Origin of the sequence: Streptomyces sp. NBC_00510 (assembly GCA_036013505.1) — a bacterium.
Lineage (GTDB): Bacteria > Actinomycetota > Actinomycetes > Streptomycetales > Streptomycetaceae > Actinacidiphila.
Map to the genome: position 1 here is coordinate 2,291,675 of CP107851.1, position 12,723 is coordinate 2,304,397.

Annotated in this window: 12 protein-coding genes; 11 read left to right on the forward strand and 1 reads right to left on the reverse strand. The window is 69.0% G+C overall.

Annotated elements, in window-relative coordinates; genetic code table 11:
* Positions 1-3 precede the first annotated feature (3 nt).
* The 5 genes from OG937_10170 (at position 4) to OG937_10190 (ending at position 4,979) form a co-directional block, all read left to right on the forward strand.
* Positions 4-1,077, forward strand: a complete 1,074-nt coding sequence (locus OG937_10170) for a sigma-70 family RNA polymerase sigma factor (protein WUD72035.1) — start codon at positions 4-6, stop codon at positions 1,075-1,077.
* Between the two features lie 109 nt (positions 1,078-1,186).
* Positions 1,187-2,116 (forward strand): ABC transporter ATP-binding protein, encoded by a 930-nt coding sequence (locus OG937_10175; protein ID WUD72036.1) that lies wholly within the window; start codon positions 1,187-1,189, stop codon positions 2,114-2,116.
* Positions 2,113-2,883 carry an ABC transporter permease gene (locus OG937_10180; GenBank protein ID WUD72037.1) on the forward strand — a complete coding sequence of 257 codons (771 nt, stop codon included), beginning with the start codon at positions 2,113-2,115 and terminating at the stop codon, positions 2,881-2,883. Before OG937_10175 ends, OG937_10180 begins: the two co-directional genes overlap by 4 nt.
* Before the next feature lie 3 nt (positions 2,884-2,886).
* Positions 2,887-3,711, forward strand: coding sequence for an ABC transporter permease (locus tag OG937_10185; GenBank protein ID WUD72038.1), 825 nt, complete (start codon positions 2,887-2,889; stop codon positions 3,709-3,711).
* 11 nt (positions 3,712-3,722) lie between these two features.
* Entirely contained in the window at positions 3,723-4,979 is a 1,257-nt protein-coding gene (locus OG937_10190) for an MCE family protein (GenBank protein WUD78694.1), read from the forward strand.
* On the opposite strand, the gene OG937_10195 is transcribed toward OG937_10190, so the two are convergent.
* Positions 4,891-6,201 (reverse strand): transposase, encoded by a 1,311-nt coding sequence (locus OG937_10195; GenBank protein ID WUD72039.1) that lies wholly within the window; start codon positions 6,199-6,201, stop codon positions 4,891-4,893. The genes OG937_10190 and OG937_10195 overlap by 89 nt on opposite strands.
* Before the next feature lie 158 nt (positions 6,202-6,359).
* Here OG937_10195 and OG937_10200 point away from each other — a divergent pair, with 158 nt between their 5' ends.
* The 6 genes from OG937_10200 to OG937_10225 all read left to right on the forward strand — a co-directional run bounded on the left by OG937_10200 (position 6,360) and on the right by OG937_10225 (position 12,711).
* Complete coding sequence (locus OG937_10200) at positions 6,360-7,400, forward strand: MCE family protein (protein ID WUD72040.1); 1,041 nt, start codon at positions 6,360-6,362, stop codon at positions 7,398-7,400.
* A 182-nt stretch (positions 7,401-7,582) separates the two neighbouring features.
* Complete coding sequence (locus OG937_10205; protein ID WUD78695.1) at positions 7,583-8,563, forward strand: MCE family protein; 981 nt, start codon at positions 7,583-7,585, stop codon at positions 8,561-8,563.
* Positions 8,560-9,669 (forward strand): MCE family protein, encoded by a 1,110-nt coding sequence (locus OG937_10210; GenBank protein ID WUD72041.1) that lies wholly within the window; start codon positions 8,560-8,562, stop codon positions 9,667-9,669. The genes OG937_10205 and OG937_10210 overlap by 4 nt, the downstream gene beginning before the upstream one ends.
* Positions 9,666-10,958: an MCE family protein gene (locus OG937_10215; protein WUD72042.1), complete on the forward strand. Its 1,293-nt coding sequence runs from the start codon at positions 9,666-9,668 to the stop codon at positions 10,956-10,958. Before OG937_10210 ends, OG937_10215 begins: the two co-directional genes overlap by 4 nt.
* The gene (locus OG937_10220) at positions 10,955-12,229 is read left to right on the forward strand and encodes an MCE family protein (protein ID WUD72043.1); all 1,275 of its coding nucleotides are present in this window, start codon (positions 10,955-10,957) and stop codon (positions 12,227-12,229) included. Before OG937_10215 ends, OG937_10220 begins: the two co-directional genes overlap by 4 nt.
* A gap of 8 nt (positions 12,230-12,237) precedes the next feature.
* Complete coding sequence (locus OG937_10225; GenBank protein WUD72044.1) at positions 12,238-12,711, forward strand: hypothetical protein; 474 nt, start codon at positions 12,238-12,240, stop codon at positions 12,709-12,711.
* Positions 12,712-12,723 lie beyond the last annotated feature (12 nt).

A 12,723-nucleotide genomic window follows, 5' to 3' on the forward strand; every position in this document is an offset into this window, starting at 1 on the left:
CTCATGGCGACGGATATGCCTGCGGACACAGCGGCCGCCGACGAGCGCTGGCAGCGCCTGTGGAGCCATCGTGAGCAGTTGCTCAAGGTGGCCCGGCGGCGATCGGTGAGCCGGGAGGACGCCGAGGACGCCGTTCATGAGGCGATGTTGCGAGCCGCGGAGCGCCCGGACCTCGACGACGAGCGGCTCGGCGCCTGGTTGACGACGGTAACGATGCGGCTGTGCGTTGACCGGCACCGGCAGGTCAACCGCGAGGCCGAGGTGGGCAGCCGCCCCGCACTCATGACACCGGGCCCGGTACCCGTCGAGGAGGCGGTGTGCGACCGGGCCGAGGCGAAGTGGCTGGCGGTGCGCAGCGGCGAATTGCCCGCCCGGCAGGCGGAGGCGCTTCGGCTGAGGTCCGAGGACCTGGACGTGAACCAGGTCGCGGTGCGGATGGGGCTCAGCTACCGGACCGTCGAGTCGCTGTTGGCCCGGGCCCGGCGGACTTTGCGTGCCTCGTTGGCCGGAACGCTCGGGCTGGTGCTGTTCCTGGTCGGGCGCGGACGGTTGCGCGGGGGCGGCAATGCGCAGGCGGTCGCGTTCACTACGACGGCGGCAACCCTGGTGGTGGCGGGGTTCGTGCTGCCGTACGCGCTCGACGCGGGCGGAAACGGGACTGGTCCGGCGCCGCGGCCGGCCGTGTCCAGCGACCCGCGGCTCCTGCACGGCGAGGTCACGGGCCGGGGGCGCACCCCCGCAACACCCACCCCGTCGTCGCCGGCGCACGGGCCATGGGGCCGGACGCCCTCACCCACCGGGGGAACGTTTCTGCCGGTGCCGGTGCCATCCCTGGCGGACGTGTCCGCGTTTCCGCCCTCGGCGCCGCAGGTCCCTCAGGTGCCCGGGGTTCCGAAGGTGCCGGGGCTGCCGACTGCCGTGACGGGCCTGCCGACCGTCGTGCCGGGTCTGCCGACGGGGTCGGTCGCCTCGTCACTCCCGTCGCTCCCGTCGCTTCCCCCGACCTCGGTCGTACCTTCGCTGTCTGTCTCCAGCCCGGGGACGCCTTCGCTCACGTCGTCGCCGAAGCTGCCGTAGCGCCCCGCACACACGTCCGCAAAAAATTATTGGTTCGCCGCGACGGACGCACCTCTCTTCCCCGTAGAGCAGTTGTCGGGACTGCTCCACGGGCGAAGGATGGAACCGGATGGGTGTCGAGATCTGTGTGGAAGGGCTGACCAAGTCCTTCGGCCACCAGGTCATCTGGCAGGACGTCTCGCTGACGCTGCCTGCCGGGGAGGTCTCGGTGATGCTCGGCCCCTCGGGGACGGGCAAGTCGGTGTTCCTCAAAACGCTCGTGGGGCTGCTGAAGCCGGAGCGGGGATCTGTGAAGGTCGCGGGCCGGGACATCACCCGCCTGCGCGAGCGCGACCTGTACGAGGTGCGGAAGCTGTTCGGCGTGCTGTTCCAGGACGGCGCGCTGTTCGGCTCGATGAACCTCTACGACAACATCGCCTTTCCCCTGCGCGAGCACACCCGCACGTCCGAGAGCGAGATCAAGCGGATCGTTCTCGAAAAGATGGACATGGTCGGGTTGATCGGCGCTGAGGGGAAGCTGCCCGGCGAGATCTCCGGCGGTATGCGCAAGCGGGCCGGGCTCGCCCGTGCGCTGGTCCTCGACCCGGAGATCATCCTGTTCGACGAACCGGACTCGGGCCTGGACCCGGTCCGCGTGGCTTACCTCAATCAGCTCATCGTCGACCTCAACGCACAGATCGACGCGACCTTCCTCATCGTCACCCACGACATCGCCTCGGCCCGTCAGGTGCCGGACAACATCGGGCTGCTGTTCCGGCGCGAGCTGGTGATGTTCGGGCCCCGCGAGGAGCTGCTGGCCAGTGACGAGCCCGTCGTACGGCAGTTCCTGAACGGCCGGATGCAGGGGCCGATCGGCATGGCGGAGGAGAAGGACGCGGCCCAGGTCGAGCAGGAGCTGGCCCAGATCGATGAGGGTGTTCGGGCCGATGTGCTGACCCCGCGCCTGCTGCCCAGCTCCGGCATCACCCGCTCGCCCCGCTGGGATGCGATCGCGAGGCGCGAGGCCAAGCTGCACGGGAGGGGGGTGAGGGGCACATGAGGCTCTCCCCGACGGGTGTGCTGCGGCACTCGGGCAGCCTCTTCGCGATGGCGCTGGACGTCGTCCGGTCCCTGCCCCGACGGCCCTTCCAGGCGCGGGAGTTCATTCAGCAGGCTTGGTTCGTCGCGAGCGTCACGATCCTGCCGACGGCTTTGGTTTCGATTCCGTTCGGGGCGGTCATCGCGCTGCAGATCGGGAGTCTGACCCGGCAGTTGGGCGCGCAGTCCTTCTCTGGTGCTGCGTCCGTGCTCGCCGTGCTGCGGGAGGCATCGCCGATCGTCACCGCGCTGCTGATCGCGGGCGCGGGCGGCACGGCGATCTGCGCGGACCTCGGGGCGCGCAAGATCCGGGACGAGATCGACGCGATGCAGGTGCTCGGCATCGACCCGATCCACCGGCTCGTCGTACCGCGGGTGCTGGCGTCGATGGTGGTAGCCGTACTGCTCAACGGCCTCGTCTCGGTGGTTGGTGTTGCGGGCGGCTATTTCTTCAACGTCGTTCTCCAGCACGGCACGCCCGGCGCATACCTGGCGTCCTTCACCACCCTCGCTCAGCTACCTGACCTGTGGGCGGCGGAGATCAAGGCGCTGGTGTTCGGGGCCATCGCTGCGATCGTCGCCTCGTACAAGGGGCTGACGGCGCAGGGCGGGCCGAAGGGCGTGGGCGATGCCGTCAACCAGTCCGTGGTGATCACTTTCATGTTGCTGTTCGTGACCAACTTCGTGATGACGGCCGTGTACTTCCAAGTCGTCCCGCAGAGGGGTTAGCCGATGAGACCGCAAAACCTCCTCGATCGCCCCTTGCGCTCGCTCGAAGAGCTGGGTGCCCAGCTGTCCTTTTACGGGCGCTCCTTGGCTTGGACGGGCCGCACCCTGCGACGCTACAAGAAGGAGGTCCTGCGGCTCCTTGCCGAGGTGAGCTTCGGGCGCGGTGCGCTCGCCGTCGTCGGCGGCACGGTCGGTGTGATCGCGTTCCTTTCCTTCTTCACTGGCACCGAGGTCGGCCTTCAGGGCTATGCGGCCCTCAACCAGCTCGGCACTTCGAACTTCGTGGCGTTCTTGTCGGCGTACTTCAACACTCGGGAGATCGCCCCGCTGGTGGCCGGACTCGCCCTGTCCGCGACGGTCGGGGCGGGGTTCACCGCGCAGCTGGGTGCGATGCGGATCAGCGAGGAGACCGACGCGCTGGAGGTGATGGGCGTCCCGTCGCTGCCGTTCCTTGTGACGACGCGGATGATCGCCGGCTTCGTCGCGGTGATCCCGCTGTACGTGATCGGGCTGCTGTCCTCGTACCTGGCCGCCCGCACCATCACCACTGGCTACTACGGGCAGTCGACCGGCACGTATGACCACTACTTCCACCAGTACCTGCCGCCCGTCGATGTGTTCTGGTCCTTCGGCAAGGTGATCGTCTTCGCCCTGCTGATCATCCTGGTGCACTGCTACTACGGCTACCACGCGAGTGGCGGACCGGCCGGTGTCGGCGTCGCGGTGGGCCGGGCGGTGCGGACCTCGATCGTCGCCATCAACGTCCTGGACTTCTTCCTGAGCCTGGCGATCTGGGGCGCCAACACGACGGTACGGGTGGCGGGGTGAGAGCGGTGCGCATGCAGAGAATGCGGTTCAGGCTCTACGGCATTGCCTTCCTCGCCGTGCTCGCACTGCTGCTGTCGCTCGCGGTGGCCGTCTACCAGCAGGCGTTCACCTCGGTGGTGCCCATCACCCTGGAGGCCGACACCCTCGGCAACCAGCTCGATGCACGCGCCGACGTCAAGCTGCGCGGGCTGCTGGTCGGCGAGGTGCGCGAGGTGCATGCCGACGGCACCAGGGCGACCCTGGACATCGCGCTGAAGCCGCAGTACGTGTCGTACATCCCCTCGAACGTGCACGCGCGGCTGCTGCCCAAGACGCTGTTCGGCGAGAAGTACGTCGACCTGGTCGCTCCTGCCGGCGCTGCGCGCGCGTCGGCTCGGCCTATCCGTGCGGGTGACGTCATCACCCAGGACCGAACGAAGGTCGGCATCGAGGTGCAGCAGTTGATGAACGACCTGCTGCCGCTGCTGCGCACGGTCCGGCCGGGTGAGCTCAACGCCACGCTGTCGGCGTTCGCCACTGCGCTGGAGGGCCGCGGCGACCGGATCGGAGGCAATCTCGCCCAGGTCGAGGGCTATCTGCGCCGCCTCAACCCGCACATGCCCTCCCTGAAGGAGGACATCACACGGTTCGCGGACGTCGCCGAGGTGTACGGCGACGCCGCGCCCGACCTGATGCGGATCCTGCGCAACACCGTCACCACCAGCCGGACGATCGTCGAGAAGAGGGAGCAGTTGGTGTCGGCTCTGCGCGCGACCGCCTCCGTGGCGGGCACAGCGAACGACTTCCTGTCCGAGAACGGCGACCGGCTGATCACCCTGGGCCGGGTCTCCCGCCCCACGCTGGAGCTGTTCGCCCGGTACTCCCCCGAGTACCCGTGCGTGTTCCAGGGCCTGGTCCGGCAGGAGAAGGCCTCCGAGGAGGCGTTCCGGGGCGGCGAGATGCGGATCACCCTTGAGGTCGTCCGGCCGCAGGAGGCGTACCGGCCCGGCGAGGAGCCGGCGTACGGCGCCCGGTCCGGCCCGAACTGCCGCGGTCTGCCGCATCCGCAGGTGCCCGGGCCGAAGCCCCATCTCGACGACGGTACGTCGGCCGGAGGTTCCGGCGGCGCACTCCCCGGAGGTGCCGACGTGTCCGCCACCCGTGCCGAGCAGCGGGCCGTGGGCTCGCTCGTGGCCCCCGTCATGGGCGTCCCCGCGGACGAGGTGCCGCCCGTGGCGACCCTACTGTTCGGGCCGCTGGCGCGCGGAACGGCGGTGACTGTCGCTTGACTTCCTCTCCCGCCGAAAGGCGGGGGATTCCAGCGGTCGCCCGCTGGGGTTCCTGCTTCACCGATGGCCGCCCCGTCCGGGAGGACTCCCGTTGAGGTCTTACACCGTCTCCACAGGCAGACGCCGCCAGCCCGGCGGTCAGAATGTTGCGTGCCGCGTTCACATCGCGGTCATGCACGGCGCCGCAGACGCACGTCCACTCACGGACGTTCAGCGGCAGCCTCCCACGGACCGCACCGCAGCTCCCGCACAGCTTGCTGGACGGGAACCATCGGTCGATCACCACGAGTTCGCGCCCGTACCAGGCGCACTTGTACTCCAGCAACATGCGCAGGTCCGTCCAGGCCGCGTCGGAGATGGCGCGCGCGAGCGTGCCATTCTTCAGCAGGTTGCGGACGGTCAGGTCCTCGATCACGACCGTTTGGTTCTCACGGACGAGACGAGTCGACAGCTTGTGAAGGAAGTCCCGGCGCCGGTCGGCGATCCGCGCGTGCACCCTGGCCACCTTCAGCCGGGCCTTGGCCCGGTTGCTAGAGCCCTTGGCCTTGCGGGACAACTCACGCTGCGCCTTCGCGAGCCGTGTGCGGTCACGGCGCTCGTGGCGGGGGTTGGCGATCTTCTCCCCGGTGGACAGCGTCACCAGGGAGGTGATCCCGGCATCCACACCGACCGCCGCACTGGTGGCGGGGGCCGGGGAGGTAACATCCTCACAGAACAGGGACACGAACCAGCGTCCCGCCGCGTCGCGGGACACCGTCACCGTCGTCGGCTCCGCCGCCTGCGGCAGCGGACGCGACCAGCGGATGTCCAACGGACCGGCCATCTTCGCCAGCGTCAGCTTCCCGTCCCGCCACGTGAAGGCACTCCGGGTGTACTCAGCCGACGGCCTCGACTTCTTCAGCGACTTGTAGCGCGGGTACCGCGCGCGCTTGGCGAAGAAGTTGCCGAAAGCCGCCTGAAGGTGACGCAGAGCCTGCTGGAGCGGGACGGAGGACACCTCCGTCAGGAAGGCGAGCTCCTCGCTCTTCTTCCACGCTGTCAGCGCGGCGGACGACTGCACATAGGAGACCCGGCGCTGCTCGCCGTACCAAGCGCGAGTGCGCTCCTCCAACGCCTTGTTGTACACCAGGCGGACACAGCCGAACGTGCGAGACAGCTCAGCTGCCTGCTCATCCGTGGGGTAAAAGCGGTACTTGAACGCCCGCTTGACCTGCTGTGTCACACCTCACACTCTATCAACTCCCGCGCGAGTGACCGTTGTCCGCCGGTGGCCGCAGACGCCGTATCACCCCGGAGGCGATTCGCCTCTCCCTGCCCTACTCCGCGCGACCTTCGTTTCCTCCCCGGCCTGAAGGCCGTGGTATCCACGAAGGAGTCCCGATGAGCGGGTCCGGAGCGCGGCAGACCGCCGCCCCGCTGGTCAAGTTCAGCCTCTTCGCGCTGGTCACGATCGCGGCGACGGCGCTTCTCGCCGCCACCATCGCCAATGTCTCCTTCACCCCCAAGGACACCTATCACGCCGTGTTCACCGACGTCACCGGGCTGGAGACCGGCGACGACATCCGGGTGGCCGGAGTACGGGTAGGACAGGTCGAGGGTATCCGGATCAAGGACCGGACGCTGGCGGAGGTCACGTTCACCGTCAGCGCGGACCGGCCGCTGCTCGCTGGGACTCACGCGGTCGTCCGCTACCGCAACCTGGTCGGGCAGCGGTACGTCGCACTCACCGAGGTCACCGGCGACGGCACCGCCCGGCTGCGGCCGGGCGGCACCATCCCGCTGTCCCGGACCGAGCCGGCGCTGGACCTCAACGCCCTGCTGAACGGCTTCAAGCCGCTGTTCGCGGCGCTCAGCCCGAACGATGTCAACCAGCTGGCCACCGAGATCGTCCAGACCCTCCAGGGCGAGGGCGGCACGGTGAACAGTCTGCTCACGCACACGGCCTCGCTCACGAGCACCCTCGCCGACCGCGACAAGCTGATCGGATCGGTGATCGACAACCTCAACACCGTCCTGGCGACGCTCGACGAGCGCGGCTCCCGCTTCTCCGGGCTGCTGACGCAGCTGCGCCGAGTGGTTGCAGGGCTGTCCGCCGACCGCAAGCCCATCGGGGAGTCGCTGGTGAGCATCGGCGACCTCACGGACGTCACGTCGGAGCTGCTCAAGGACGCGCGTCCACCGCTGAAGGACGACATCGCCCGGCTCGGCGATCTCACCGGAACGCTGAACAAGAACGAGCACACCGTCGAGGGCGTCCTGAAACGGCTGCCGAACAAGCTCGAGAAGCTGACGGGGACGGCCTCGTACGGCTCGTGGTTCAACTTCTACCTCTGCGACTTCGACGGCCGGATCGTGCTGCCGAAGACCAAGCAGGTGATCACCCCGGAGCTGCACGTGGCACGGGCGAGGTGTGGCGGATGAGCCTCCGCATCAGGCGGCGCGATGGCCGCCGCCCCGAGCCGCTGGTGAGGTTCCCGGTCCTGCCACCGAAGCTGCCGAAGCTGCCGAGGCTGCTGCCGAAGCCCAAACCACGACCAGGACCCCTCGCGAAGGTGCGCGTCCTACCGCCGAAGCTGCCCAGGATCCGGCTCACACGCCCACGCCTGAAACCCTTCCGCGAGCACAACCCGGTCGTCGTCGGCGCCGTAGGCCTCACCGTCCTCGCGCTGCTCACCGTCGCCGCCTTCAACGCCGACAGCCTGCCGCTGATCGGCGGCGGCGACACCTACAGCGCGGCCTTCTCCGAGGCCGGCGGGCTCAAGCCGGACGACGAGGTACGGATCGCCGGGGTCAAGGTCGGCAAGGTCGAGGACGTCGACCTGGACGGCGACCACGTCAAGGTGACCTTCAAAGTGAAGGGCCGGCCGGCGTTCGGCACCGACACGGGGGCGTCGATCCGTGTCAAGACGATCCTCGGCGCGAAGTACCTGGCCCTCTACCCAAAGGGGCCCGGCCAGTTGAAGCCGGGCAGCGAGATCCCGCTTCGGCGGACCGTGTCGGCGTACGACGTCGTCCAGGCCTTCAGCGACCTGACGACCACCGCCGAGAAGGTCGACACGGGCCGGCTCGCGAAGGCACTGGACACGATCGCCGACACCTTCCAGGACTCCCCCGAGGAAGTGCGGGCGTCGATCAAGGGACTGTCGCGGATATCCCGGACCGTCGCCGCCCGTGACAAGGCGCTGCGCCAGCTGCTCGACCACGCGAACGGAGTCACCGAGGTGCTGGCCGATCACACGAATGACGTCTCCGCACTGGTGAAGAACGGCGACGCCCTGTTCAAGGAGATCGACAAGCGGCGCTGGGCGATCCACAAGCTGCTCAAGAGCTCCGCGCTGCTGGGCATCGAGCTGTCCGGCCTGGTCGACGACAACAGCAAGGAGATCGGACCCGCTCTGAAGAACCTCAACACCTTCCTGAGGATGCTCGAACGCAACCAGGCGAGCCTCGACCGCAGCGTCCGGCTGCTCGCCCCCTACGTCCGGCTCTTCACCAACACCCTCGGCAACGGCCGCTGGTTCGACTCCTATATCCAGAACATGGTCGCCGCCCCGGTCACGCCACGTACGGGAGGCACCCGATGACCCGCAGACTCCTGGCCCTGTTCACCGCGCTCGCGATCGTCGTCGGCCTCGCCGTCGTCCTCTGGCCGGGCCCCGGCCCCGTCCGCGTCACGGCGTACTTCCCTCGGACTGTCGGCATCTACCCCGGCTCCGACGTCCGCGTCCTCGGTGTCCGCATCGGCGAGGTCAGGAAGATCACGCCGGAGGGGGGCCGGGTACGGGTCGAGCTGGAATACGACAGGGGCCGCAAGGTCCCCGCCAACGCACAGGCCGCCATCGTCAACTCCTCGGTGGTCAGCGACCGTTACGTGCAGCTGCTGCCGGTGTACCGCAAGGGCGCGGTGCTGCGGGACGGAGCTGTCATCCCCGAGTCCCGTACGGCTGTTCCCGTCGAGCTGGACCGGATCTTCGACAGCCTGCACACCACCGCCGAGGCGCTCGGCCCGAACGGTGCCAACAACAAGGGTTCGCTGTCCCGACTGCTCGGGGTGAGCGCGGACAACCTCCAGGGGCAGGGCGCAAGCCTCAACCAGACGGTGCAGGACCTGTCCCAGGCGGTCACCACGCTGTCCGACGGGCGCGGCGACCTGTTCGGGACCGTGCGGAACCTTCAGGTGTTCACGGCCGCGCTGGCGGCGGACGACACCAGCGTGCGGTCGTTCAACACCGACCTCGCCGACGTGGCCGGGCAGCTCGCCGGGGAGCGTAAGGATCTCGCGGCCGCGCTGAAGTACCTGGCTGCCGCACTCGGCGACGTGTCCGGCTTCGTGAAGGGAAACAAGAAGGCGCTGGCCTCGGACGTGCAGGGCCTGGCCGAGGTCACCAAGGTCCTCGTCACCCAACGAGACGCTTTGGAGGAGCTTTTGACCGTCGCGCCCACGGGCCTGTCGAACCTGGAGAACGCCTACAACCCCTCCGCCGGCACTCTCGACACCCGCAACAACGCGCAAACCTCCCAGGACCCGTCGTCCCTTCTCTGCTCGATCCTGAAGACGACCGGCGACGACCATGACAACTGCGAGGGGCTGAAGAAGCTCTTCGCCTCCTTGCCCGAGGTTCCGCAGGTCCCGGCGTCGACGGGCTCGGTCGACAAGACCCTCGGCGGCATTCTGGGGGCACCTGCATGAGCGTGCGGCGCAAGGGGCGGGTGGCCGCCTGGACGGCGGTCTGCTCGCTGCTGCTGACCGGCTGCGAGTTCAACGGCTGGTATGACGTCCCGCTGCCCGGCGGCGCGGCCTCGGACGGTCACGCCTACCACGTCACCGTCGAGTTCCGGGACGTCCTGGACCTCGTGCCGCAGTCGTCGGTCAAGGTCAACAACGTCACCGTCGGCACGGTCGAGAAGGTGGAACTGGACGGCTGGCACGCCCGCGTACGGCTCAGGATCGCCGACTCGGTGAAGCTGCCTGGCAACGCGGTCGCCGATCTGAGGCAGACCAGCATGCTCGGCGAGAAGTACGTCGCCCTGTCCGCACCGGCCGACACACGCCCCGTCGGACGTCTCCGCGACGGCGACCGCATCCCGCTGTCCCGCAGCGGCCGCAACCCGGAGGTCGAGGAAGTGCTGTCGGCGCTGTCCGCGCTGCTCAACGGCGGCGGGGTGGCGCAGCTCAAGACGATCACCATCGAGTTGAACCAAGCCCTCAGCGGCCGCGAGGACCGGGTCCGGTCCCTGCTGAAGCAGCTCGACATCTTCCTCGGCGGCCTCGACGGCCAGCGGGCGGACATCGTGCGCGCGCTGAAGGGCGTCGACCGGCTCGCGCAGCGGCTGAAGAAGGAGAAGAAAACGATCGCCTTGGCCGTCGACACCATGCCGCCCGCCCTGAAGGCCCTCGCCGACCAGCGCGAGGACCTGACGAAGATGCTCACCGCCCTGTCCAGGCTCGGCAAGACCGGCACCAAGGTGGTGAACGCCTCCCACGACGACACCGTCGCCAACCTGAAGAAGCTCCAGCCCATCCTGCAGGAGCTGAACAAAGCAGGCGACGACCTGCCCAACTCCCTCGAACTCCTCACCACCTACCCGTTCCCGCGCAACGCGACGGACGCCGTCAAGGGCGACTACGTCAACCTGAAGATCACCGCCGACCTCGACCTGGCGGACCTCTACGGCAACGTCACCGGCAAGCCCGGCAAGGGCGGGAAGTCCCCGGCCCCCGGGACACCGCATCTTCCCGGCCACCCCACTCCCATCCCTCTCCCGTCCGTCCCTTCCCTGCCGGGCATCCCGTCCGTGCCCCCTGTGCCCTCTGTTCCCTCCGCGCCCGCCGTGCCGTCGACGCCCTCCCACGGCAGCACCCTGCTGTGCCCGCCGGTGTGCACCGCCGCCTACGGCACCGGGGACGGCGCGCGTCGCTTCCCGCCCGGGGTCGATCCCGCGCTCGCCGAGCTGATGCTGAAGGGGATACTGCCGTGATCACACGTACGGTCAAGGCCCAGTTGCTGGCCTTCGCGACCATCACCGCTCTGGGGGTGGCGTACGTCGGCGCCCGGTACACGGGCCTGGTGGACGACGTCTTGCACCGCGGGTACACCGTGCGCGCCGACTTCGCCGAGTCAGGGGGCGTCTTCCCGGGTGCCGAGGTCACCTACCGGGGGGTGCCGGTGGGCCGCGTGGGCGATCTGCAGCTGACCGGATCCGGGGTCTCGGTGGCGCTGAGGATCGAGGACGGCGCCCCGAGGATCCCGGCCGACACGCTCGCAGTGGTCGCCGCCCGATCGGCGGTGGGTGAGCAGTACGTCGACCTCCAGCCGTGGCGGTCGGGCGGCCCGTACCTCAGGGACGGCAGCCCGATCCCGCGCAGCCGCACCCGGACCCCACTGCCGGTCACCGACCTGGTCCTCAGCCTCGACCGGCTGGTCAACTCGGTCGGCAAGGACGATCTGCGGGTCACCGTCGACGAGCTGGGCAAGGCGTTCTCCGGCACCGGACCGAACCTGAGCCGGCTGGTGGACTCCGGTGACGCGCTGGTGGAGGCGGCGTCCGAGTCGCTCCCCCAGACGGTCTCGCTGATCGAGGACTCGCGGAAGGTACTCAGGACACAGGCCGACCAGGGCTCGGCCATCAAGTCGTTCTCCCGCGATCTCGCCACGCTCACCGCACAGTTGAAGTCGAGCGACGGCGACCTTCGCCGGCTGATCGGCAGCACCGTGCCCGCCGCACGGCAGGTCGATTCGCTGCTCAAGTCCACGCGGCCGCACGTGCCGATCCTGCTGGCCAACCTCATCAGCGGCGGCCAGATCACCGTGGCCCGGTTGCCCGGCGTCGAACAGGCCCTGGTCACGCTCCCACTCACTGTCGCGGGCAGCTACACGGTCATCCCCGGCGACGGCACCACCCACTTCGGGCTGACCGTGAACGCCGACGACCCTCCCGCCTGCACCAAGGGCTACAACACCCAGCGGCGCGACCCAGCCGACACCGGGACGCGCCATGCGAACACCGACGCGCGCTGCACGCTACCGCGTGGCAGCAAGTCCTCGGTGCGCGGAGCGCAGAACGCGCCCGGCGCCACGACCGGCCCGCACAGCGGTGACCAGGCCGCGTTCGTGGCCCCGTACGACCCGGAGACCGGCACCGTGACCGGCCCGGACGGAACGCTCCTCGAGATCGGCTCGACGGGCGGGGAACAGGCCGTGTTCGGAAAGGAGTCGTGGCAATGGCTGCTCGTGGGACCGATGGTGTGAGAGGCGGCATGAGGCTGCTGTCTGCGGGGCTCGTCGCTGCGACCGTGTTGACGACCGTGCTGTGTGTCTGGCTGGGCTGGAAGCTGTCCGACCAGCGCGCGGCGGAACAGCGCCGTCAGGACATCTTGGCTGCGGCCCGCCAGTCGGCGCTGAGCTTCACCTCGCTCGACTACCGGCACTACGACCGGGACAGCGCCAATGTGCTGGCGAACGCCACCGGCGAGTTCAAGAAGGAGTTCGCCTCGCAGACCGAACAACTGACGAGGCTGGTTGCACAGAACAAGTCGGTGTCCGACGGACAGGTCCTGGAAGCGGGCATCGTGCGGTACGACGGGCGCTCGGCCCGGGTCCTGGTCGTGGCCGACAGCGAGGTGACCAACACCGCCGCGCCCGAGGGCCAGGCGCGCACCTACCGGCTCCAGCTCGACCTCGCATATGTAGCAGGTCGCTGGTTGACCTCCGACGTCGTGTTCGTGGGCTGACCCGGCCGTGAG